Here is a 22,051-nt window from a genome sequence, read left to right on the forward strand (position 1 = left end):
CGCGCGGACACCCGCCCGTTGCTCACTCGCTGTCGGCTGCTGCGTCGACCGTGGCCCGGGTAGCCGCAATCTCGGCCTTGTGATCGGCGACCCACGTGGCCAGTGCGATCACCGGTTCGCTCAGGCTGATTCCCAGAGCTGTCGCGCGGTACTCGACACGAGGGGGCACCTCCGCAAACACCTCGCGCTCGATCAGCCCGTCACGCTCCAGCGTGCGCAGGCTAATCGTCAGCATCCTGCGCGAGATGCCCGGGATCGCGTTCAGGAGCTCTGTGAAACGATGCGGCCGCTGCTCGAGCAAGCCGATGACGATGACGGTCCACTTACTGCCCACGCGGTCGAGGATCGATCGAAAGAGAGCCGGGTCTCCCTCGTTGCAGATGTGCAGCATGGGGCTCGCGGAGTAGTCCATCTTGTCCCTCTTTCCTCAATTTGGTCACTGGGGCACGGGTAACATTGAAGTGACCGGTTACCGGGTGGTACTCAAGTTACCATGAGTAACCCATCGGATCGAAATCAGCTGCCATCCCGGCCCCCCGAGCCGCGAATCAGCGACCCGGCCCCCGGCGGTTTGCACTTCGGGATCGGCACCTTCGCTTTCCAATACGACGACGCCACGGGAACTCCTGTCCCCGGCGCCCAGGTGCTGCGGGATGTCGTCGACGAGGCTGTTGCTGCTGAACGGGCCGGTCTGGATTCGTTCGGCATCGCTGAGCACTACCGCCGCGGAATGATGGACTCCGCTGGCCCCGTCGTTCTGGCAGCGATCGCGTCGCGGACCGAAACGCTCCGGCTCGGCACCGCCGTGACCGTTCTGAGCACGCAGGACCCGGTGCGGGTGTTCAACGAGTTCGCGACGCTGGATGCGGTGTCGAGTGGCCGTGCTCAGATGATCGTGGGGCGCGGGTCGGCGATCGAGTCATTCCCGCTGTTCGGGTACGACTTAGCACAGTACGAGGAGCTGTTCGACGAGAAGGTCGACCTGCTGATGAGGCTGTTGCGGGATCAACCGGTCACGTGGTCTGGCCGCTTCCGCACCGCCTTGACTGAGCAGGTGCTGGAGCCCCAGGTCTCCGCCGGCGCAATCCCGGTATGGGTTGGTGTGGGCGGCAGTCCGCAATCCGTCGTGCGCGCCGCACGGTTCGGGCTCCCACTGATGTTCGGCATCATCGGCGGCTCACTGTCCCGGTTCGCCGCCCTGTCACGGCTGTATCGCGAAGCGTCGGCCGAGTTCGGGCAGGTCGAGCAGCCGATCGGGATGCACGTCCATGGATACATCGCCGATACCGAAGAGGAAGCGGTGGAACGGTTCTGGCCGGTGTGGTCGGCCGTGATGAACGCCGAGGCGCCCAAGCGCGGCTGGGCTCCCTACCGGCGCGAACGATTCGACGCCGAGGTGGCCGCCGGAAGTCTGCTGGTCGGCTCCGCGGAGACTGTCGCCCAGCGAATCGCAGCCGGCATGCAGCTGGTCGGCGCATCACGGTTTGACTTCGTCGCGGCAGCCAGCCGGATGCCGCATCACGACAAGAAGGAGAGCATCGAACGCTTCGGCACTGACGTGGCCCCCCGTGTGCGTGCACTGATGATGCAACCGGCCGAGGCGGCGACGCGATGACGGTGCCGATCAATCGGGTTGCGATCCTCGGTGCCGGCCGTGTCGGCACCTCGATCGCCCGCACGCTCGTCGACGCCGGATACGAGGTCACGCTTGCGGGATCGGGGCGCCCGGCGAATGTTGAAATGATCGCGGCGTTCACCGCGCCGGGAGCGTCCGCACGGTGGGCGCATGAAGCGACCGCGGACGCTGACCTGGTGATCCTAGCGCTCCCGCTCCACCGACTCTCGTCGGTGAACCCAGTGGTGCTCGCCGGGAAGCTGGTCATCGATGCGATGAACTACTGGCCCCCGGTCGACGGGACCATTGCCGCGTTCGAGGACGCCCCGGCGGGATCCAGCGTGGTGGTGCGTGAGTTGCTCGGGATCTCGCATCTCGTGAAGACGTTCAACCACACCGGCTACCACGATCTCGAACCCGACCGTCGTCCAGCCGGGCACCCCGAACGTCTCGGGATGGCCGTGGCGGGAGACGTGGCACAAGATGTCGCCCTGGTCGCGGAGCTGATCAACCGAATCGGATACGAACCCGTCGCCCTTGACAGGCTCGAGCACGGTCAGCAGCTCCAGCCAGGCACCCCGCTTTTCGGAGCCCGTCCGACAGCCGACGACATCCGCCGGTCGGTGACATCGAGCGTCGTCCACTCGGCCTAGCAACGACCAGCACCGAGGACACGTCCCCGCAGTCGTGCAGGTGCACCCGATTGAAGGAGAACAACCCATGGAACTCGGTATTGGCGCATTCGGCGACGCAAGCCGCGATCCCCGCACTGGAACACGTATCTCGGAGGCGCAGGCTGTACGCAACGTCGTCGAGTCCATCGTCGTGGCCGAGCAGGCGGGACTCGACTGGTTCGGGCTCGGGGAGCACCACGTCCCGGACTTCCCTGTCTCGGCCGCGGCCCCAGTCCTTGCGGCGGCGGCCCAGGTGACCAACCGGATCAAGCTCTCCAGCGCGGTAACGGTGCTGAGCACTGACGATCCCGTGCGGATCTACGAGCAATACTCCACCGTCGACGCGATCTCGAACGGGCGGGTGGAAATGATCCCCGGCCGTGGATCGTCGATCGAGTCCTACCCGCTGTTCGGATACGACCTACAGGACTACGACCGCTTATTCGCCGACAAGCTCGACCTGCTGCTTGAGGTAAACCGGTCCGCGCACGTCACCTGGGAGGGCACGACCCGTCCGACACTCACTGGCCAGTACGTTCCGCCCCGTGCTGAGCACGGCCAGATCCCGATCTGGCTCGGTGTGGGCGGTAATCCGAACTCCGTCATCCGCGCGGCGAGCCTTGGGCTACCCATGGCGACCGGAGTTCTCGGTGGCAGCGCCACCCGTAGCTCCACCAACGCCCAGCTGTATCGTCACGCCGCCCAACAGTTCGGCAACACCCCGGAACAGACGCTGATCATGCTCGGAAGCCCCGGATTTCTGATGCAGGACGGTAGGCAGGCTCGCGAGGCGTGGTGGCCGCACTGGCGCCAGTTCATGAAGACCGTTGGAGAGCAGCGTGGGTTCCTGCCCCCCGATCGCGCATCCTATGAGCGCGACACCGCCGCCGGCGGAGGGCTGCTCATCGGCTCCCCGGAGGAGATCGCCGAACGCATTCTGCTCATGCACGAGCACTGGGGTCACGTGCGTCAGTACATCCACATCGACATGGGGGCCGTCCCGCAGAAGGACCTACTCCACGCGATCGAGCTGTTCGGGACCGAGGTGCGCCCCCTCGTGCAGCGGGAGCTCGGCAACACCAGCGTCGACCAACTGATAGGCCGGGCCAGCATGCCCGCGGTGTCCGTGAGCGGCGCCGCATCCTGATGGTCCCGCGCACAGCAACAGGAGGTGCCCGCGTGAATGACGCTGGCACCCCCCGTCGCTGTGCCATCAGGTGCGGTACCGGTGGCGGCGCCGCGGCCGGGCTTCCAGAGCGCGATGATCAGCTTCGAAAACATCTCGCCACGGAGGGTGAACCGGAACGGCAGGTCGACGACGCCGCCCAGAACTCCCCCTCTAGGTGCGCTATGACCGTTCACTTATCGGGTCCGTCCTGACGCTGCCCGGTGAGGGTCGTCGCGTAGGAGAACTCGCCGCCGGTCTCGTTACCTCCATTCGGATGGCCGACCATCTCGGCGACTACCAGGTGGACCAAGTCGCGGGTGCGACGCCTGGTCTGCCAAGCGTCGTACTGCGGCCGGTGGACGGAACAGGGCCGACTATTCTGGCCCGTCGCAGATGGGCACCTGGCGGGCCGGGCTGTAGTGGTCGCCGACCAGTGCGACTCCCCGGACGTGATGGTCGTGGGCGACCTGAACGCGACGCTCGATCACCTGTGAGGATTGGGTGACGGCGACGGGCTGATCGGGTCCTGTGAGGATGCGTCCCTGAGCGCGGGCGCTGCTGCGATCGGCACCTGCCCGGTCTCCGCACCGCCCTGGCTAGCGTCCCCGATCGATCACGTCTTGACCGGGTCGGCGTGGAGGGTGCCAGGAGCGTATGTGGTCACGTCCTTCGATGACACGAGAGCGATCATCGTCCGATCGTCGCGGTGCTCCACAGGTGGTAGCGTGCGGTTGGCGTTCACGTGCTGCGACGGGCCCCTTATCGGACGACGTTGACGGACATCGATCGGATCTGATGTTCGACGAGGACGAACGTGAAGCGGTGCAGCTGGGAGCCGTCCGGTGAAACGCCGTCGACCTCCGCGTCGATGATGTACTGCACCCCGCGCCGGAAAACGCTGATTGGGCCGATCAGCACCGCGAGGATTTGGGAGAACCAGGCGGCGATTTCCCGCCGCCTGTGATGGTGATATTCCTTGTGCGTCACGCTACCGTTCGGGTGAACAGCGAGCACAGGCCCTCGTAGTCGCCGTCGTTGCTGGAATCCAGCGCGGCCGTCATGGTCCGGATGGTGGCGGTCGTTGTCATCTCAGTTCCTCTGGTAGGAGGACCGTGCGCCGACTGTGGTCGATAGCCTCCCGCCTGGAGGGCGAGGTCGTGGTGGTTCACGATTGCTCCCGTGTCCGGCGATGGGGTCTGGGGAGTGACCGCTGCTCGGGGAAGGTCCAGCCGAAGACAACGGCCACGAGGCGGAGGATCGTGGTCGCTGCAACGCAGATGGCTCCCGCGAGCGGCACGGGAGTTCCGAGCCCGATGAGCAGAACGAGGAGGCCGACCCCGGAGCCGGCGGCGACGGCGTAGAGCGTTCCGACCTGCAGGAACGACACCGGCAGGCTGAGAACGATGTCGCGGAGCATGCCGCCGCCGATGGCGCCGATCACTCCGACGACCAACGCACCCACCTCGCCGACGCCGAGAGAGAGCGCTTTGGTGGCGCCAATCGCACCGAACAGCCCCATCACGATGGCGTCGAGCACGGTGATCAGCCAACCGACATGGGCGATCAAGGGCTGGAGGATCATACCGATCAGGGCCGCGGCGCCGGCGACAACCAGATACCAGTTCATCCAGATCACCACCGGAGGCTGGTTCAGGACGACATCGCGCAGCAAGCTTCCGCCGAGCGCGACGATCAATCCGATCACGAGCACGCCGAGGACATCGATGCGCCGATGACGGGAGACAGCTGCGAACAATGCACCTTGAAGTCCTCCGAGCCCTGCAGCAAGCAGTTCGACCCAGAGCGCCACCTGAAACGTCGTGATCGACATGATGCTTCTCCGGAGTGGGACCGGGGTCAGCTCGTCGTCGCAGGCAAGCTGACCCCGGGCGGGTTGCGAGGCGTCAGCGAGCGCCGGCTTCGGCCGCCACCTTGGCCGCGGAGTTCGTGGCAGTGGCGATCACGTCGGCGACGGCCTCGGCCTGCGTGATGAAGAGGGCGTGGCTGCCGGGGACGTTGGTGATGTGGGCGCCGATGCGGCTGGCCATGTGCTGGAGCATCGCCTGGTCGAACGCCTTGTCCTCGGTCGCGATGACCGCCCAGCTCGGCTTGTCGCGCCACGCGGCCTCCGTGACTGCCTCGCCGAAGACGGCCATGTTCACCGGCACTTGGCTGTCGGCCAGAAACATCGCGTCGGCCTCACTCACGTCGGCGGCGAATCCGGAGTGGAAGGCGTCGCGGTTGAGGTAGCCAAAGCCGTTGTCGGTCACGTCGATGACGAACTCGGGCGTGGCCGCGAAGCCCTCGTACTGCTGCCCGCTGGTCTCACCGACATCCGGGATGAGAGCAGACACATAAACCAGGCCGGCGACCTTCGGGTGGACGCCCGCCTCCGTGATGACTGTGCCTCCCCACGAGTGGCCGACAAGGATGGCCGGTCCGTCCTGTGCGTCCAGGACGCGGTTGGTTGCGGCGACGTCGTCGGCGAACGAGGTGAGCGGGTTCTGCACGATCGAGACGCGGTAGCCGCGAGCGGTGAGGAGGTCGTAGACCCGGCGCCAGCCGGACCCGTCCGCGAACGCCCCGTGCACGAGGACGACGTTCTTGATCTCTTCGGTGGTTGTCATGACTTTCCTTCCAGATTCGGCTCCCATGAGCCGGGGCGGGTTGTTGTGAAGGTGTAACACCAGCGATACGTAATATATTGCATGATGAATCCAGAAAGCAGTAAGGCGTTTCGACTTGAGTTCAGGGCCAACACCGTGCGCAACATATTGCATGCCGATTCCTCAGCAAGCCCCAGGTGGTGTCGGAGCGCTCAACCCCGCGGCCGTGGCGTTCTACCGCTCACTCCTCGCAGGGATGCGGGAGCGGGGCATCCGGCCCCTCGTCACGCTGTACCACTGGGATCTGCCGCAGGTGCTCGAGGACGCCGGCGGCTGGCCGGCTCGGGCGACTACCGAGCGCGACAACGGATGCCGCCGGGCTAACCTGGACATCAACGGACAGCCGAGCCGGCTAGACGCGTCGGCGAGACAGGCGCGTGGCGTTCGACGCGACTCGAACCGAGTGCACGTCGCAGAGGGAATCGCCCGGCCGCGAGCAGCAGCGCGGCACCTAGAACCGAGGGCAGAACTCGCCGGCCCCGCGGTGCCAGCGCCGGTGATTAATTGCGTGCGTGGACGCACCGCCCATCGACGCAATGCGTCACAACGTGGGCTCAGACCAACTCAGCCGCGACCGCCGAACGCGCCACCGCCAAGAGTACGAGAGGGCCCGCGAACATCGACTGCAGGGTCCGAGTACCAGCGCATCCGAGACGAATCGAACTCAGCCCAGCACCTTAGCCGGACCGCCCTAGAAGTCAATTCGTGTGCATGGAACAGCTGATACCAGGATGAAATCACTGATCAGAGGCTGTTTCCGTAGGGCGGACGGGACTTGAACCCGTGACCGATGGATTATGAGTCCACTGCTCTGACCGGCTGAGCTACCGCCCCCCGCGCCGCGTCACTCGGGAAGTGCAGCGGGCGCGATATCGGTGACCGGATCGGTCACCGCTTTTCCACGATACAGGCTCTCGAATGTCGAGAGGGTGCGCTGGATGTCGTGCGCGGCGATGAGGCGGACCGACCCCTCCTTCAGCGCCCGGTACTCGTCGGGCGAGGCCTCGAGCACCTGCCTGAGCTTCGCCGCGAGGTCCTCGGGGCTGCCGGGATCGAAGAGGTAGCCGTTCTCGCCGTGGTGCACCAGGTGCGGCAGCGCCATCGCGTTGGCGGCGACGACCGGCAGCGCCGAGGCCATCGCCTCCATCGTCACGATGCTCTGCAGCTCGGCGATCGACGGCATGGCGAGCACCGAGGCGCGATGGTAGGCCTCGCGCAACTCGTCGTCGGTCACGTAGCCCGTGAAGGTGACGCGGTCGGCGATGCCCAGCTCGCCCGCGAGGTGCTCGAGGTTGCGCTTCTGGTCGCCGCCGCCGACGATCTCGACCTTCGCGTCGAGCTCGGCCGGCAGGAGGGTGAGGGCGCGCAGCAGGACGTCGATCTGCTTCTCGCCGGTGACCCGGCCGACGAAGAGGATCCGGTTCTCGGTGCGCGGGGACCAGTCGGGCGAGTACTTGTGCGCATCGATGCCGCAGGAGATCGCGTGCACGCCGCTGAGCTGGGTGTGCTTCTCGAGGAACTGCGCCGCCTTGCGGGTCGGCGTCGTCACCGCCTCGGCGCGCCCGAAGGTGCGGCCCGCCGCCTTCCACGCGAGCCCGACCGCCCATTCCTGCCAGGCCTTGGGCAGCAGGGTGAACTCGAGCATGTTCTCGGGCATGAAGTGGTTGGTTCCGACGAGCCGGATGCCGCGCTTCGCGGCCTCCACCGAAAGGCCGCGGCCCACGATGATGTGCGACTGGAAGTGCACCACGTCTGGCCGCACCGCGTCGAGGACCCGGGCGCTGTTCTGCTTGATCCGCCACGGGAGTGCGAATCGCAGCCAGTCGTGCGGATACCAGCGCCAGCTGTACAAGCGGTGGGCGGTGACCTCCTGGCCTTCGTGCACCTCCTTCCACGTCCCGTGCTTCCGGTTCGCCGCGGGCGCCATCACGTGCACGTCGTGGCCGCGCTCGACGAGGCCGGCCGCGAGGCGCTCGGCGAAGCGCGCGGCGCCATTGACGTCGGGAGCGAACGTGTCGGCGCCGATCAGGATCGTGAGCGGCCGTTCCGTCTCTGCGCCGTCGGTGCCGGCGGGGGTAGTCGCACCGGGTGTGTCAGACACGTGGTGTTGTTCCTCACAGTTCGTCGGATGGGGGCCGATCGGCCCGTCGAGTGCGCGGCCCGGGGGTTCGGCGCGTGACTGAATCCGACCATAGTCTACGCATCGTCACCTGCGCAGTCGCCTGTGCGCATGTCGTTCGGCTCGCTCAGAGGCGGGTCTGGGGGTGGTTGCGCGCGAGCATGAACACGCCCCACACGGCGATCACGCCGGCGAGCAGGAACACGCCGTTGGCCCAGACCGGCGCCTGCGACGCCTCGCCGAGCACGACGATGCCGATCACGACCGCGACCATCGGGTCGACCACCGTGAGTCCGGCGATCACGAGGTCGGGCGGCCCGGTGGCGTAGGCGTTCTGCACGAAGTACGCGCCGAGCGCGGTCGCGAGGAGCAGTCCGAGCAGGCAGGTGAAGGTGAGCCACTCGAATTCGCCCTGCTCGATGCGCCCGAGCACCACCTTCGCCAGGGTGGCCACGAAGCCGTACAGCACGCCGGCCATGATCACGTAGAAGATGGCGCGGATGCGGCGACGGAACAGACCGAACGCCACGCCGGCCAGGGCGAGCACGACGGCGAGGATGACGAGGATCGTGACGAGCTGCGTGTCGGTGACGGGCCTGTCGACGGCGGTGAACGCCGCGACGCCCACGAAGAGGAACACGCCGCCGACGCACATGACGATCGCGATGATCGACTTGCGATTCAGCTTCACGTGGTTGAGCCGCGAGTTGAGGATCGAGGTGATCACGAGCGCGATCGCGCCGAGCGGCTGCACGACGATGATGGGGGCGAAGTAGAGGCTCGAGAGCTGGAACAGGATCGCGAGGCCGAGCATGACCGTGCCGATGACCCACGACGGCCGGGCGAGCAGCAACGCCAGCTGTCGCCCGCTCAGGCCCTTGCCGAGCGTGTCGACCGTGCGCGCCTCGACTTTCACGACGCCGCGGTGCTGGAACTGCGCACCGAGCGAGAGGAACACCGCGCCGACGAGGGCCAGCGGGATTCCGATGAACGACGTGGGGTCGAGTGCGATCTGCTCGGAGAGGTCGCTCAGGTCCGGATCCACGCAACGACCCTACCCGCTCGTCGATCGATATCCTTGGCGAATGGCCGTGCTCCCCATACGCATCACCGGCGATCCGGTGCTGCACTCCCCCGCACTCCCGGTCGAGACCATCGACGGCGACCTCCGCTCCCTCGTGCGCGACCTGTTCGAGACGATGGATGCCGCGCCGGGCGTCGGCCTCGCGGCACCGCAGGTCGGCGTGCCGCTGCGGCTCTTCACCTACGGATGGGTCGACGAGGCCGGAGCGCGGTGGCGGGGCGTCGCGATCAACCCCGAACTGTGGATCTCCCCGCCGCCCGCCGGCGAGCCCGACGTCGACGAGGAGTCCGAGGGCTGCCTCTCGTTCCCGGGCGAGCGGTTCGGGCTCCGTCGGGCCGATCGCGCGATCCTGCGGGCGACGGACCTCGACGGCCAGTCGTTCGAGATCGCTGCGGAGGGATGGCTCGCCCGCATCTTCCAGCACGAGTACGACCACCTCGACGGCACGCTCTACACCGACCGCCTCGGCGAGAAGGACCAGCGGATCGTCGCGAAGATCACGCGCAAGGTCGGGTGGGGCAGGCCGGGCGTCTCGTGGATGCCGGGCGTCGACCACCTCGAGGACTGACCGGCTCGAGACGTCCCGCGACGAGCGCCCCTCCGCGGAGCCTGCAGCAGCGCCCGATCCTCCGCGTCAACGCCCGTCCGCCGCGTCAGGTGAAGGCGCGGATGCCCGCGGCGACGAGCGCCGCGACGATCACGACGACGAGGAACGGCACGCGCAGCGCGTAGAGGGCCGCGGCGACGACGAGCGCGGGAACGCGCGCGTCGAACACGATCGCCTGGCCGGCGCCGAGCGTCTGCACGGCGATGAGCGCGGCGAGCAGCGCCACGGTCAGCAGGTCGGCGATCCGCGCCGGACGCTCGCGCTCGAGGAGTCCCGCGGGCACGAGGTACCCGCCGACCTTCAGCGCCAGCGTGGCGGCGGAGGCGATGAGGATGACGTGCCACGTGGTCACGCGGCGCTCCGACGGGAGAACAGGTCGAACCAGCCGACCCCGACGGCCACGAGGGCGGCCACCAGCACGGGGAGCCCGGGCATGAGCACGGGCGTCGTCAGGGTGGCGACGAGCGCCGCCGCCACGGCGACCGCGCCGGCCTGGAACCGCTTCAGGCGGGGCCACAGGAGCCCAAGGAAGGCGGCCGCCGCCGCGGCATCCAGCCCCCAGGCCCGGGTGTCGCCGAGCGCGTCGCCGATGAGGGCGCCGGCCAGCGTGGTGAGGTTCCAGCCGACGAAGATGACCGCACCGGTCACCCAGAAGCCCGTGCGCGCCGCGCGGTCCTCGGTCTGCGCGAGGGCCACGGCGGTCGACTCGTCGATCGTGATCCAGGCGGCGGCGACGCGTCGGGCGACCCCACCGCGGTCGACGATGGGCTTCATCCGCATGCCGTAGACGACGTTGCGGATGCCGAGGAGCGCCGCCGTGGCGATCGCCGAGCCGCCCGCGGCCACGCCCCCGGTCGCGAGCACGCCGACGAGGGCGAACTGCGAGCCGCCGGTGAACATCACGAGGCTGAGGAAGCACGTCTGCCAGACGTCGAGGCCCGCGGCAACGGCGAGGGCCCCGAAGGAGATGCCGTAGGCGGCGGTTGCCAGCCCCACGCCGACGCTGTCGCGCAGGACGCCGCTCCGCCGGACGGCCGTCTCGCGCTCCTCCACGTTTCCCTCCCGAGTCGACGAAGGGCCGCCCGGTTCGACCGGACGGCCCTCTGTTGCTCCCCCACTTGGACTCGAACCAAGAACCTATCGGTTAACAGCCGATTGCTCTGCCAATTGAGCTATGGAGGATCGCTTGTTCAGCAGAGACACTCTAGCAAAGTGACGCACGGAGTCCCAATCGAGGCACCCTCGCGAACGGGGCGCCGGTCAGTACCCAGCGTGCAGGTCGATGCGTCCCTCGAATCCGCCGCCCGATTCGAACGCGCGGACGTTCCGGATGACCCGCTCGGCGAAGAGCGGCACCACCATCTCCTCGGTGTCGGCGACGTGCGGCGTGACGATGCAGTTCGCCGCCGTCCAGAGCGGATGCCCCTCGGGGAGCGGCTCGGGATCGGTCACGTCGAGGCCCGCCCCGCCGAGGAGGCCCGACTCGAGCGCCGCGACGAGGGCGGCGGTGTCGACGAGCCCGCCGCGCGCGACGTTCACCAGTACGCCGCCCGGCGGCATCCGCTCGAGCTCTGCACGGCCGATGAACCCGCGGGTGCCCTCGGTGAGCGCCGCGGCGACGAAGACCACCTCGGCGCGAGCCAGCGCGTCGGCGAGACCCTCGGCGGTCACCGTGCGTGCGGCGCCGGCCACGGGTTCGTCGCGACGGCGCACGACCGTGGCACGCACGTCGAACGGCTGCATCAGGCGCAGGAGCTCGGTCGCGATGCCACCCGCACCGAGGATCACCACCTCGGCCCCGTAGAGGCTTCGCCCGCGCTCGTCCACCTCCCAGCTTCGGGCGCGGACACGTCGCGGGATCTCGCGCAGGACCGCGAGGGCGAGCATCAGGGCGTGCTCGGCGACGGGCTGCGCATAGGCGCCCTTCGCGCTCGTCCACACGCGGCCGTCGCCCGCGAACCGCCGGAGCACGGGGGCGAAGGCATCGACGCCCGCCCACGGCAGCTGCACCCATCCGACCCGGGGGTGCGCGTCGAGCACGGCCTCGAGCTCGCCGGCTCCGGATGCCGCGGTCCATACGATCCCGCGCGTCGCCTCGTCGAGCGGCGCGACGACTCCGCCCCCGGCCACCACGGCGGCCTCGATCACGGCGTCGCCATGCGGGAGCACCGCGATCGGTCCGGGCACGACCGCCGTGGCGTCGGCCGCCGTCGTGACGGCGGATCCGGGGAGCGCACGGTGCCGCCCACGCGAGGCCGCGGCATCCGTCATGCCCCGGGCCCGTCCTCGAGGTCGTCGATCACCGCGTGCCCCGCGTCGAGCGCCCCGGCGAGGGCCATGACGTACGGATGCCCGGGGTCGTGGAACACCTCGTCGATCGTGCCGAGCGCCGCGAGCTCGCCCCGGTCGAGCACCGCGATGCGGTCGGCGGTGCGGCGCAGCACCGGCAGGTCGTGGCTGATGATGAGCGCCGAGAACGAGTGGTGCTCGCGGTCGCGCAGCTCGCCGATCAGCTGCGCCACCGCGTCGCGCACGGTGAGGTCGATTCCGGCGGTCGGCTCGTCCGCGATGAGCAGCGACGGACCCAGCACGAGCGCACGCGCCAGGGCGACGCGTTGACGCTGGCCGCCGCTCAGCTGGTAGGGGTACTTGTCGAGCATGCCGAGCGGCAGCCGCACGGCGTCGATCATCGTGGCGACGCGCGTCTGGAGGGCACGCCGGTTGTACCGCCGATCGCGCTCGAGGATCGGCTCGCCCACGATCTCGGCCACCGTCCGGTCGGGCGGCAGGGTCGCCGCGGCATCCTGCGGCAGGTAGCCCACGTGGAATCGGAACTCGGGCACCTTGCGCCGAGTCAGCGTGCGCAGGCGACGACCGAGCACGTTCGCCTCCCCGCCGGTGATGACGGGGCGCACGTCGCCTCCCGCCCGCGGCTCGAACGCCACGCCCGAGAGCACCTTGGCGAGGGTGCTCTTGCCGCTGCCGGCGCTGCCCAGGAGCCCCAGGACCTCGCCCGGCTGGATCGTGAGCGAGAGTCCGTGCAGGGCCACGTGCGCCGGACTCGCGCCGTGCGGCGGGTACTCCAGCGTCAGGTCGCTGAGGACGATGGGGAACCCGTGCGCGGCACTGCGCATCACTCCGCCTCCCGAAGGCGGCGGAGTTCCTCCCGACGCTCTGCCTGGGCGACCGGATCGGGCACCGGGAGCGATGCCAGCAGCCGCTGGGTGTACGGGTCGGCGGGCGAGCCGAGCACCTCGGTTCCGGTGCCCTCCTCGACGAGCCTGCCGCGGTAGAGCACCGCGATGCGGTCGGCGAGCAGGTCGACGACCGCGAGGTCGTGGCTGATGAAGAGCGAGGCGAAGCCGAACTCGCGCTGCAGCTCGGCGAAGAGCTCCAGCACGCGGGCCTGCACCGACACGTCGAGCGCGGAGGTCGGCTCGTCGGCGATCAGCAGCTCGGGTTCGAGGGCGAGCGCGCGGGCCAGGCTCGCGCGCTGGCGCTGGCCACCCGAGAGCTCGTGCGGGTAGCGGTCGCCGTAGGCGCGCGGCAGCTGCACCGCTTCGAGCAGCTCGTTCACCCGCGCCCGTGCCGACGAGGCATCCTTCGCCCGACCGTGGATGACGAGCGGCTCGGCGACGCACTCCGCGATCGTGAGCAGCGGGTTGAAGCTCGACGCCGGGTCCTGGAAGACGAACCCGATCCGGCTCCGCAAGGGGCGGAACTGGCGCTCGCGGATGCCGTTCATCTCGGCGTCCAGCACCTTCAGCGAGCCTCCGGTGACCTTGGTGAGCCCGGCGATCGCGCGTCCGATGGTGGTCTTGCCCGAACCGGACTCGCCGACGAGGCCGAGCACCTCCCCGGGCCGGATCACGAGGTCGACGCCGTCGACGGCCCGGAATCCGGCGCGCCCGAACCGACCCGGATAGACGATCTCGAGGTCCGTGGCCTCGACGACCGGCGGCTGGTCCGTCCAGTTGGTCGGGCGGGCCGCCGCACGCTCGGCCGCCCGGACGGTGCCGTGGCCGACGTACGGAACGGCCGCCAGCAGCGCTTTGGTGTAGTCGGCCTGCGGGGCCGCGAACAGCGTCTTCACGTCGGCCTGCTCCACCACGTTGCCCTGGTACATGACCGCCACGCGGTCGGCCAGGTCGGCGACGACGCCCATGTTGTGGGTGATGAGCACGATCGCCGTGCCGAACTCGTCACGGCATCGACGCAGCAGGTCGAGGATCTCGGCCTGCACGGTCACGTCGAGGGCCGTCGTCGGCTCGTCGGCCACTATGAGCCCGGGGTCGAGCACGAGCGCCATGGCGATGACCACGCGCTGCTTCTGGCCGCCCGAGAACTGGTGCGGATAGTGATCGACCCGCACCTCGGGGTCGGGGATGCCGACGCGTCCGAGGATCTCGATGGCCTTCGCCCGCGCCTCCTTCTTCGACATGTCGCTGTGGGCCTGGAGGCCCTCAGCGATCTGCCAGCCCACCGTGTAGACCGGGTTCAGCGCCGTCGAGGGCTCCTGGAACACCATCGCCACGTCGGTGCCTCGGATGTCGCGCAGCTTCTGCTTCGAGATGCTGATGACGTCGCTCTCGCGGGTGCCCTCCCGGTTCGAGAGCACGACCGCGCCCTTGGTGGTGGCGGTCTCGGGCAGGAGCCCGAGGATGGTCTTCGCCGTCACGGTCTTGCCGCTGCCGGACTCGCCCACGATGGCGAGCACCTCGCCGCGTTCGACCGAGATGGAGACGTCCTCGACGGCCTTCACGGCTCCGGCGTCGGTGGAGAAGGAGACCCCGAGGTTCCTGATGTCGACCACCGTGCTCATCGCTTGACCTCGATCCCGTGCTCGTCGAATGTCTCGCCGTCTTCGAGCCCGTCGATTCCGCCGGGGCCCGCGGTCAGCGTGCCGCCGGGGACGACCGAGGTCTCCGCGACCTGCCCGGACGCCTGCGAGACCCGCCGGCGAGCACGCAGGCGCGGGTCGGCGAGGTCGTTGAGGCTCTCGCCCACGAGCATGATGCCGAGCACCGCGATCACGATGGCGAGCCCGGGGTAGAGGGCGGTCCACCAGATGCCGCTCGTGACGTCGGACTGGGCCTTGTTCAGGTCGTAGCCCCAGTCGGCCGCGGCCGTCGGCTCGATGCCGAAGCCGATGTAGCCGAGCCCCGCCAGGGTCAGGATCGCCTCCGCCGAGTTCAGCGTGATGATGAGCGGCAGCGTGCGAGTGGCGTTGCGGAACACGTGCTTGAACACGATCCGCGTGCTCGAGGCGCCGAGCACCTTCGCCGACTCGACGAACGGCTCCGCCTTGATGCGCACCGTCTCGGCGCGGATCACCCGGAAGTACTGCGGGATGAACACCACGATGATCGAACCGCCCGCGGCGAGGACGCCGCCCCACAGGCTCGACTGGCCGCCCGAGATGACGATCGAGAGGACGATCGCGAGCAACAGGGACGGGAAGGCGTAGATCGCGTCGAACACGACGACCATCACCTTGTCGAGCCAGCCGCCGAAGTACCCGCCGTAGAGGCCCAGCGCGACGCCGATGAAGAGCGAGAGCGTGACGGCCACGATGACCACGAGGATCGCGGTCTGCGAGCCGAAGACGACCCGCGAGAGCACGTCGTAGCCGCCGACCGTCGTGCCGAACAGGTGCTCGGGAGACGGCGGCTGCTGGGTGCCGAACGAGCCCGACGCATCCGCTCGCTGCGCGAAGCCGTAGGGGGCGATCAGCGGCGCGAAGATCGCGCACAGGATGAAGACGCCGAGCATGATGAGCCCGGCCACGAGCATGCCGCGCTGGAGTCCCACGCTCTGGCGCAGCTGGTGCAGGACGGGGAGCCGGTCGCGGAGTCGCCGGCGCGGTGGGGCCTGGGTGACGGATGCAGCGGTCATGTCAGTACCTCACCCTCGGGTCGATGAACGCCGCGATGATGTCGACGATGAAGTTCGTGAGGGCGACGATGATCGCGAGGAGCACGACGATGCCCTGCACGGCGACGTAGTCACGGGACTCGATGAACTCCACGAGGATGAAGCCGAGCCCCTTCCACTCGAACGTCGTCTCGGTCAGCACCGCGCCCGAGAGGAGGAGCGCGATCTGCAGTCCGATGACCGTGATGATCGGGATGAGGGCCGGGCGGTAGGCGTGCTTGCGCAGCAGCCGGTACTCGTGCACGCCGCGCGACCGTGCCGCGTCGACGTAGTCCGTCGCGAGCGTGCCGATCACGTTCGTGCGGACGAGCCGGAGGAAGATGCCCGCCGTCAGCAGGCCCAGGGCGGTCGCCGGGAGCACCACGTGGGCGAGCACGTCACCGAGCACCGCGGGGTTCCCGGTCATCAGCGCATCGATCGTGTAGAACCCCGTCTTGTTGGGCAGCGCCTGCATCTGCAGTTCGGCGCCGACGCTGGCCCGGCCCGCGACGGGGAGCCACTTCAGCCACACGGAGAAGATCAGCTTCAGGATCAGGCCCGCGAAGAAGATCGGGACGGCGTACCAGTAGATCGCGAGCACGCGGAACACGGCGTCCTGCGGCTTGTCGCGGTAGTACGCGGCGAACAGGCCCAGCGGGATTCCAACGACGAACGCGACGATGAGCGAGTAGAAGACGAGCTCGAACGTCGCGGGGCCGTAGGTGGCGAGGACCTCGACGACCGGACGGTTCGTCGTCAACGTGTCGCCGAAGTTCAGGGTCACGATCTGGCCCAGGTACTCGAGGAACTGGACGATGATCGGGCGATCGTATCCGGCGGCGGCGCGCAGCTCTGCGAGCGCCTCGGGTCCGAGCCGGCCGCCCTGCGCGGCCGTGATCGGGTCGCCCGTCGTGCGCATCAGGAAGAACACGAGGGTGACGAGGATGAAGATCGTCGGGAAGATCAGGAGGAAGCGGACCAGCAGGTACCTGCCGAAGCCTCCGCCCGACGATTTCGGCTTCGGACGGCCCGCGGCGGGCAGGTCCTCCGTCGATGGAACGGTGTCTAGTGTGCTCATGGAATCCTCAGGGGTACAGGGGAACGGGGGCGACCCGCGGTAGCAGGTCGCCCCCGTCGTCGAGCTTCAACGACTCTAGTCCGTCGTCAGCCCTTCGAGAGCGCGCCGTAGCGGAACTTGAACGACGCGTCCAGCGTGTCCTCCGCACCCTCCACGTCGGAGCCGACGACGGCGACCTGCGCGCCCTGCATGTACGGGATCGTGGACAGGTCGGCCGCGACCTTGTCCTGGATCTCGCCGATGAGGGCCTCGCGAGCCGCGGGGTCCGTGGTGACGGCCTGCTCCAGGATCAGGTCGTTCACCTCGGGGTTGTCGTAGTGGTTCGCGAGGAAGTTCTCCGTGAGGAAGAACGGCGAGAGGTAGTTGTCGGCGTCCGAGTAGTCGGGGAACCAGCCCAGCTGGTAGGCCGGGTACAGGTCGGCGACGCGGTCCTCGGAATACTGGACCCACTCGGTCGACTGCAGGTTCACGGTGAACAGGCCGCTCGACTCGAGGTTGTCCTTGATGATCGCGTACTCGTCGCTCGACGACGGTCCGTAGCGCTCGGCCACGTACTGGATCGAGATGTCGAGCGGCGTCGTGATGCCGGCGGCCGTGAGGACCTCTTCGGCCTTCGCGACATCCGGTGCGCCGTTGCCGTCGCCGTAGAGCTCCTTGAGCGCCTCGTTGGCGCCGGTCAGGCCCTCGGGCACGTACGAGTACAGCGGGGTGAAGGTGCCCTTGTAGACGTCCTCGGAGATCGCGTCGCGGTCGATGAGGTTGGCGATCGCCTGGCGCACCGCGAGCGCCTTGGCCGGGTCGGCCTCGGGCGTCGTGGCGCCGAACGGCATCGTGTTGAAGTTGAACACGAGGTAGCGGATCTCGCCGCCGGGGCCGTCGACGACCTTCACGTTGTCGTTGCCGCGGAGGTCCTCGATGTCCGTCGCGCTGAGCGTGCGGTGGGCCACGTCGATGTTGCCCTCCTGGACGTCGAGCTTGAGGTTCGAGGCATCCGTGTAGTACTTCACGTTGACGGTGTCGGTCTTCGCCTCGCCGAGGATGCCCTGGTAGTCGGGGTTCGCCTTGTACGAGATCAGGTTGTTGAAGTCGTAGCTCGTGATGTCGTACTGGCCGGCGAACGCGTGGCCCTCGACGATCTCGTCGTCGGAGGTGAGCTCGTCGGCCGAGAAGACCTCCTCGTCGACGATCGGGCCCGCGGGGCTCGACAGGATCTGCGGGAAGATCTGGTCGTTCTCGGACTTCAGGTTGAAGACGACGGTGGTGTCGTCGACCGCGTCGACCGAGTCGAGGTTGTAGAGCAGCGACGACGGGCCGTTCTCGTCGGCGATCGCGATCTGGCGGTCGAACGTGAACTTCACGTCGGACGAGGTGAGGTCGTTGCCGTTCGCGAACTTGAGGTCGGGCTTGAGCGTGACGGTGTACTCGCTCGGGCCCGTGAACTCCGCGGACTCGGCGATGTCGGGCTCGGGGTCGGGGCTGCCGTAGGGGGTGTTCATCAGGAACGGGTACACCTGGTTCATGACGGCGAACGAGCCGTTGTCGTACGAGCCGGCGGGGTCGAGCGCGGTGATCTGCTCGGTCGTGCCGATGGTCAGCGTACCGCCGGCCGCATCGGTGCTGCCGCCGCCGCCCGCCGTGCAACCGGCGAGTGTGAGGGCGGCCACCGAAGCACCGGCCACCGCGATGAGGGCGCGACGCCGGTTCGTGGATGCGGATGTCATATCCGTCTACCTCTTCCTGTCAGGACTGAAACGCGCAGCACAGGATCGCGGCGCGTTGTCGTATCCCCCAGACCTAGCACACGGCGCTGCGGATGTTGCATGGTCGGCCGGGCGGACGGCGGAATGTTTATTGATCTGCAACCTTCCACGCAACCGATGCGCGTGCGGAGGCCGGTGCGACGACGGATGCCGCTCAGTCGGCCCTGAGCGCCCGACGCTCGGTCTCGAGCTCGACGAGCGCGCGCTGCAGGGTCGTGTAGGTCGCCACGTCGTCGCGATCCGTGCGCTGGAGGCGTCCGAGCAGCTCGGACTTCTGGCGCAGGAGCTCCCGGTCGACGAGGGCGCTCACGACGCCCGTGACGTAGGCGGCGAGCTCCGCCTCGCTGCGCTGGGGCACCGGGGAGACCGCGAGCTGGTGCACGATACCGGCGAACGGCGCCGGCACCTCCTCGACGATGCGGTCGACCCGGATCGACGGGTCGGGCGACGCGAGCACCGAGGCGATGCCGTCTCGGACCACGGCGAGCGAGGCGTTGCCGAAGCGGCTGTCGAGCGCGTGGCGCAGGAGGTCGGCGCCCACCGCATCGGGGTACTGGAGCATGACCTGGAGCGCATCGCGCTCGAGTCGTGTCGAGGGGTCGTTGGGCAGGTCGGCGATCGAGAACGGCCGCGACGGGGCATCCGCTGCAGGAGCGGTCGGGCGCCCGGCCCCGTCGGTCGATGGATGGGCCGCCGACGACGGGCGCTCCCCCGCGGCCCCCTTGGGCCGGCCGCTCGCCGTGCGCACCGCGCGCGTGACCTCGCCGAGCTCCATGCCCAGCATGCGTGCGAGCTCGCGGGTGTAGCCGGGCCGCAGGGCGGGGTCGCGGATGTCGGCGACGACCGGCGCGGCCACGCGAAGGGCGGCCACGCGACCCTCGACGGTCTCGAGGTCGTAGCGGGCCAGGGTGTGCCGGATCACGAACTCGAACATCGGCGTGCGCGCCTCGACGAGGGAGCGCACCGCGGCGTCGCCGCGCGCGATGCGGAGGTCGCAGGGATCGAGGCCGTCGGGGGCGACGGCCACGAACGTCTGGGCCGCGAAGCGCTGCTCCTCGCCGAAGGCGCGCATCGCCGCCTGCTGGCCGGCCGCGTCGCCGTCGAACGTGAACACGACCTCGCCCACGCCCGAGTCGTCGCCGAGCACGCGACGCAGCACCTTGATGTGCTCGACGCCGAACGACGTGCCGCACGTCGCGATCGCGGTGGTGACGCCGGCGAGATGGCACGCCATCACGTCGGTGTAGCCCTCGACCACGACCACGCGGTGGGTCTTCGCGATGTCGCGCCTGGCGAGGTCGAGGCCGTAGAGCACCTGCGCCTTGTGGTAGATCGCCGTCTCGGGGGTGTTCAGGTACTTCGGGCCCTGGTCGTCGTCGAGGAGCCGGCGCGCGCCGAATCCGACGGTCTGCCCGGTGACGTCGCGGATCGGCCACACGAGGCGGCCGCGGAACCGGTCGTACACGCCGCGGTCGCCCTGGGAGACGAGACCGGATGCCGCGAGCTCCTCGGTCGTGAACCCCCGGCCCTTGAGGTGGTTCGTGAGCGCGTCCCAGCTCTTCGGTGCGAAGCCCACGCCGAATCGGCGCGCCGCCGCCGCGTCGAATCCGCGCTCGCCGAGGAACCGCCGACCGACGTCCGCGTCGGGCGCCCCGAGGCGCTCGACGAAGAACTCGGCGGCGGCCTGGTTGGCGGCGAGCAGCCGCGCCCGGTTGCCGTGGTCGGACGCCTGCCCGCCGTCCTCGTAGTGCAGTTCGAAGCCGATGCGGCCGGCGAGTCGCTCGACGGCCTCGGTGAACGAGACGTGGTCCATGCGCTGCAGGAAGGTGTAGGCGTCGCCGGACTCGCCGCATCCGAAGCAGTGGTAGTACCCGAGCCCCGGTCGCACGTGGAAGCTCGGGCTGCGCTCGTCGTGGAACGGGCAGAGGCCCTTGAGCGAGCCGACGCCGGCGGACTTGAGGCTGACGTGCTCGCCGACGATGTCGGCGATGTTGGTGCGGGCCTTCACCTCCTCGACGTCGCTCTGTCGAATCCGGCCCGCCATGGACTTCATCCTAGTTCGCCCCGGCGCACCGGCGGCCGGTCGCCGGGATGGCGACGGGGGTCGGCGTCATCGCTGCACCAGCCGCTCGTACCAGGCGAGGGCGGACTGGTCGGTGAGGCTCGCGAGCTGGTCGACGACGACCCGCCTGCGGGCGTCGTCGTCGGCCGCGCCGTTCCAGTCCGCCGCGAATCCCGGATCGAGGTGCTCGTCGCCCGACGCGAACAGCACGTCGGCGAGGGAGGAGAGCACCTGCCGCTGCTGCGTGTAGATCGGCTGCCTCGTGTTCCGCGACATCACGAAGGCGGCCACGATGCCCTTGAGCACCGCGATCTCGGCCTGGATCTCCCGCGGCACGACCACGTCGGCGTCGAAGCGGATCAGGCTCGCGAGCGGGAAGGCCGATCGCGTCGCATCGGTGGCGGCGTGCGCGAAGCGCCCGATGAGCTGGCTCGTGAGGTTCTTGAGTCGCCCCTGCTCGTGACGGCTTCCGCTCCACGTCTCGAGCCAGCCGTCGAGCGAGTCGAGCCGGTCGAACGCGGCGATGAGCTCGTCGTGCGAGAAGGCTCCGCCGATCCACTCGTACATCGACGTGACGAGCGCGTCGTGGTCGACGCGCGCGCTGAGTGCTTCGACGTCGACGTAGCCGTTCACGATCGCGTCCTCGAAGTCGTGCACCGAGTAGGCGATGTCGTCGGACAGGTCCATCACCTGGGCCTCGATGCAGAGCCGGCGCTCGGGTGCCCCGGCGCGCATCCACTCGAAGACCGCGAGGTCATCGCGGTAGAAGCCGAACTTCGCACGCCCGCTCGGGTCGGCGACCGACGTCGCCTCGGGCCAGGGGTACTTGCAGCTCGCGTCGAGGCTGGCCCGCGTGAGGTTGAGTCCGAAGCTGCGGCCGGCCTCGTCGAACACCTTGGGCTCGAGTCGCGTGAGGATGCGGAGCGTCTGCGCGTTGCCCTCGAAGCCGCCGATGTCGGCGGCCCAGGTGTTGAGCGCGCGCTCGCCGTTGTGGCCGAACGGCGGGTGCCCGAGGTCGTGCGCGAGGCACGCCGTGTCGACGACGTCGGGGTCGAGGCCGAGGCTCGTCGCGAGCTCCCGGCCCACCTGTGCCACCTCGAGCGAATGCGTGAGCCGGTTCCGCGCGAAGTCGAGACCGGCCGTGGGGCTCAGCACCTGGGTCTTCGCGGCGAGCCGCCGCAACGCACTCGAGTGGAGCAGCCGCGCCCGGTCGCGTGCGAAGTCGCTGCGACCGCTCGCGTGCTCCTCGGGCAGCCACCGTTCGACGTCGGCGTCGTGGTAGCCGCCGAAGAGTCGCTCCCGCAT

The 22,051-nt window shown here is 69.0% G+C and carries 20 protein-coding genes, 2 tRNA genes and 1 pseudogene; 5 read left to right on the forward strand and 18 right to left on the reverse strand.

Features of this window, described 5'->3' with window-relative positions; genetic code table 11:
• Positions 1–22: 22 nt before the first annotated feature.
• Positions 23–412 carry a winged helix-turn-helix transcriptional regulator gene (locus EV187_RS10935; RefSeq protein WP_278039346.1) on the reverse strand — a complete coding sequence of 130 codons (390 nt, stop codon included), beginning with the start codon at positions 410–412 and terminating at the stop codon, positions 23–25.
• An 81-nt stretch (positions 413–493) separates the two neighbouring features.
• Here EV187_RS10935 and EV187_RS10940 point away from each other — a divergent pair, with 81 nt between their 5' ends.
• From EV187_RS10940 to EV187_RS10950, 3 genes are all read left to right on the forward strand, one after another.
• Positions 494–1,615, forward strand: coding sequence for an LLM class flavin-dependent oxidoreductase (locus EV187_RS10940; RefSeq protein ID WP_130353053.1), 1,122 nt, complete (start codon positions 494–496; stop codon positions 1,613–1,615).
• On the forward strand, positions 1,612–2,268 hold the full coding sequence (locus EV187_RS10945) for an NADPH-dependent F420 reductase (RefSeq protein WP_130353054.1): 657 nt from the start codon (positions 1,612–1,614) through the stop codon (positions 2,266–2,268). Before EV187_RS10940 ends, EV187_RS10945 begins: the two co-directional genes overlap by 4 nt.
• A 67-nt stretch (positions 2,269–2,335) precedes the next feature.
• Complete coding sequence (locus EV187_RS10950) at positions 2,336–3,436, forward strand: LLM class flavin-dependent oxidoreductase (protein WP_130353055.1); 1,101 nt, start codon at positions 2,336–2,338, stop codon at positions 3,434–3,436.
• A 780-nt stretch (positions 3,437–4,216) separates the two neighbouring features.
• Here the strand turns inward: EV187_RS10950 and EV187_RS10955 are convergent.
• From EV187_RS10955 to EV187_RS10965, 3 genes are all read right to left on the reverse strand, one after another.
• Positions 4,217–4,444, reverse strand: coding sequence for a hypothetical protein (locus EV187_RS10955; protein ID WP_130353056.1), 228 nt, complete (start codon positions 4,442–4,444; stop codon positions 4,217–4,219).
• Positions 4,445–4,622: 178 nt separating this feature from the next.
• Positions 4,623–5,288, reverse strand: coding sequence for a trimeric intracellular cation channel family protein (locus EV187_RS10960; RefSeq protein ID WP_130353057.1), 666 nt, complete (start codon positions 5,286–5,288; stop codon positions 4,623–4,625).
• A 73-nt stretch (positions 5,289–5,361) separates the two neighbouring features.
• Positions 5,362–6,084, reverse strand: coding sequence for an alpha/beta fold hydrolase (locus EV187_RS10965; protein WP_207221806.1), 723 nt, complete (start codon positions 6,082–6,084; stop codon positions 5,362–5,364).
• A gap of 172 nt (positions 6,085–6,256) precedes the next feature.
• Here EV187_RS10965 and EV187_RS18755 point away from each other — a divergent pair.
• Positions 6,257–6,421: pseudogene (locus EV187_RS18755) on the forward strand (family 1 glycosylhydrolase); the annotation flags it as partial.
• 462 nt (positions 6,422–6,883) lie between these two features.
• On the opposite strand, the gene EV187_RS10975 reads toward EV187_RS18755, so the two are convergent.
• The 3 genes from EV187_RS10975 to EV187_RS10985 all read right to left on the reverse strand — a co-directional run bounded on the left by EV187_RS10975 (position 6,884) and on the right by EV187_RS10985 (position 9,287).
• A tRNA-Ile gene (locus tag EV187_RS10975) sits at positions 6,884–6,957 on the reverse strand.
• 10 nt (positions 6,958–6,967) lie between these two features.
• Complete coding sequence (locus tag EV187_RS10980; protein ID WP_242609543.1) at positions 6,968–8,224, reverse strand: glycosyltransferase; 1,257 nt, start codon at positions 8,222–8,224, stop codon at positions 6,968–6,970.
• Between the two features lie 145 nt (positions 8,225–8,369).
• On the reverse strand, positions 8,370–9,287 hold the full coding sequence (locus EV187_RS10985) for a DMT family transporter (protein ID WP_130353059.1): 918 nt from the start codon (positions 9,285–9,287) through the stop codon (positions 8,370–8,372).
• Positions 9,288–9,327: 40 nt separating this feature from the next.
• Between EV187_RS10985 and def the strand changes: the two genes are divergently transcribed.
• Positions 9,328–9,894, forward strand: coding sequence for a peptide deformylase (gene def, locus EV187_RS10990; protein ID WP_130353060.1), 567 nt, complete (start codon positions 9,328–9,330; stop codon positions 9,892–9,894).
• 85 nt (positions 9,895–9,979) lie between these two features.
• Here def and EV187_RS10995 read toward each other — a convergent pair whose 3' ends face one another.
• The 11 genes from EV187_RS10995 to EV187_RS11045 all read right to left on the reverse strand — a co-directional run bounded on the left by EV187_RS10995 (position 9,980) and on the right by EV187_RS11045 (position 22,051).
• Positions 9,980–10,285, reverse strand: coding sequence for an AzlD domain-containing protein (locus tag EV187_RS10995; protein ID WP_130353061.1), 306 nt, complete (start codon positions 10,283–10,285; stop codon positions 9,980–9,982).
• Positions 10,282–10,986: an AzlC family ABC transporter permease gene (locus tag EV187_RS11000; RefSeq protein WP_130353062.1), complete on the reverse strand. Its 705-nt coding sequence runs from the start codon at positions 10,984–10,986 to the stop codon at positions 10,282–10,284. Before EV187_RS11000 ends, EV187_RS10995 begins: the two co-directional genes overlap by 4 nt.
• Positions 10,987–11,042: 56 nt before the next feature.
• Positions 11,043–11,115: transfer RNA gene (locus EV187_RS11005), tRNA-Asn, on the reverse strand.
• Positions 11,116–11,193: 78 nt separating this feature from the next.
• Positions 11,194–12,204 (reverse strand): D-isomer specific 2-hydroxyacid dehydrogenase family protein, encoded by a 1,011-nt coding sequence (locus EV187_RS11010; protein WP_130353295.1) that lies wholly within the window; start codon positions 12,202–12,204, stop codon positions 11,194–11,196.
• Positions 12,201–13,067 carry an ATP-binding cassette domain-containing protein gene (locus EV187_RS11015; protein WP_242609544.1) on the reverse strand — a complete coding sequence of 289 codons (867 nt, stop codon included), beginning with the start codon at positions 13,065–13,067 and terminating at the stop codon, positions 12,201–12,203. The genes EV187_RS11010 and EV187_RS11015 overlap by 4 nt, the downstream gene beginning before the upstream one ends.
• Positions 13,067–14,755 (reverse strand): ABC transporter ATP-binding protein, encoded by a 1,689-nt coding sequence (locus EV187_RS11020; protein WP_130353063.1) that lies wholly within the window; start codon positions 14,753–14,755, stop codon positions 13,067–13,069. Before EV187_RS11020 ends, EV187_RS11015 begins: the two co-directional genes overlap by 1 nt.
• Positions 14,752–15,828, reverse strand: coding sequence for an ABC transporter permease (locus EV187_RS11025; RefSeq protein WP_130353064.1), 1,077 nt, complete (start codon positions 15,826–15,828; stop codon positions 14,752–14,754). The genes EV187_RS11020 and EV187_RS11025 overlap by 4 nt, the downstream gene beginning before the upstream one ends.
• Before the next feature lies 1 nt (position 15,829).
• The gene (locus tag EV187_RS11030) at positions 15,830–16,924 is read right to left on the reverse strand and encodes an ABC transporter permease (RefSeq protein ID WP_130353065.1); all 1,095 of its coding nucleotides are present in this window, start codon (positions 16,922–16,924) and stop codon (positions 15,830–15,832) included.
• An 86-nt stretch (positions 16,925–17,010) separates the two neighbouring features.
• On the reverse strand, positions 17,011–18,645 hold the full coding sequence (locus tag EV187_RS11035; RefSeq protein WP_130353066.1) for an ABC transporter substrate-binding protein: 1,635 nt from the start codon (positions 18,643–18,645) through the stop codon (positions 17,011–17,013).
• A 193-nt stretch (positions 18,646–18,838) separates the two neighbouring features.
• Positions 18,839–20,728, reverse strand: a complete 1,890-nt coding sequence (gene dnaG / locus EV187_RS11040) for a DNA primase (protein WP_130353067.1) — start codon at positions 20,726–20,728, stop codon at positions 18,839–18,841.
• Between the two features lie 66 nt (positions 20,729–20,794).
• A complete protein-coding gene (locus tag EV187_RS11045; RefSeq protein ID WP_130353068.1) occupies positions 20,795–22,051 on the reverse strand; it encodes a deoxyguanosinetriphosphate triphosphohydrolase in 1,257 nt (418 codons plus the stop codon).

Source organism: Agromyces ramosus, from assembly GCF_004216665.1.
Lineage (GTDB): Bacteria > Actinomycetota > Actinomycetes > Actinomycetales > Microbacteriaceae > Agromyces > Agromyces ramosus.

Bases quoted from the DNA above. Each gene is read 5' to 3' on its own strand.
- EV187_RS11020 (WP_130353063.1), bottom strand. From the start codon at position 14,755: ATGAGCACGGTGGTCGACATCAGGAACCTCGGGGTCTCCTTCTCCACC.
- dnaG (WP_130353067.1), bottom strand. From the start codon at position 20,728: ATGGCGGGCCGGATTCGACAGAGCGACGTCGAGGAGGTGAAGGCCCGC.
- EV187_RS10945 (WP_130353054.1), top strand. From the start codon at position 1,612: ATGACGGTGCCGATCAATCGGGTTGCGATCCTCGGTGCCGGCCGTGTC.
- EV187_RS10940 (WP_130353053.1), top strand. From the start codon at position 494: ATGAGTAACCCATCGGATCGAAATCAGCTGCCATCCCGGCCCCCCGAG.
- EV187_RS11015 (WP_242609544.1), bottom strand. From the start codon at position 13,067: ATGCGCAGTGCCGCGCACGGGTTCCCCATCGTCCTCAGCGACCTGACG.
- EV187_RS11025 (WP_130353064.1), bottom strand. From the start codon at position 15,828: ATGACCGCTGCATCCGTCACCCAGGCCCCACCGCGCCGGCGACTCCGC.
- EV187_RS11030 (WP_130353065.1), bottom strand. From the start codon at position 16,924: ATGAGCACACTAGACACCGTTCCATCGACGGAGGACCTGCCCGCCGCG.
- EV187_RS11045 (WP_130353068.1), bottom strand. From the start codon at position 22,051: ATGCGGGAGCGACTCTTCGGCGGCTACCACGACGCCGACGTCGAACGG.
- EV187_RS11010 (WP_130353295.1), bottom strand. From the start codon at position 12,204: ATGACGGATGCCGCGGCCTCGCGTGGGCGGCACCGTGCGCTCCCCGGA.
- def (WP_130353060.1), top strand. From the start codon at position 9,328: ATGGCCGTGCTCCCCATACGCATCACCGGCGATCCGGTGCTGCACTCC.
- EV187_RS11035 (WP_130353066.1), bottom strand. From the start codon at position 18,645: ATGACATCCGCATCCACGAACCGGCGTCGCGCCCTCATCGCGGTGGCC.
- EV187_RS10965 (WP_207221806.1), bottom strand. From the start codon at position 6,084: ATGACAACCACCGAAGAGATCAAGAACGTCGTCCTCGTGCACGGGGCG.
- EV187_RS10960 (WP_130353057.1), bottom strand. From the start codon at position 5,288: ATGTCGATCACGACGTTTCAGGTGGCGCTCTGGGTCGAACTGCTTGCT.
- EV187_RS10935 (WP_278039346.1), bottom strand. From the start codon at position 412: ATGGACTACTCCGCGAGCCCCATGCTGCACATCTGCAACGAGGGAGAC.
- EV187_RS10950 (WP_130353055.1), top strand. From the start codon at position 2,336: ATGGAACTCGGTATTGGCGCATTCGGCGACGCAAGCCGCGATCCCCGC.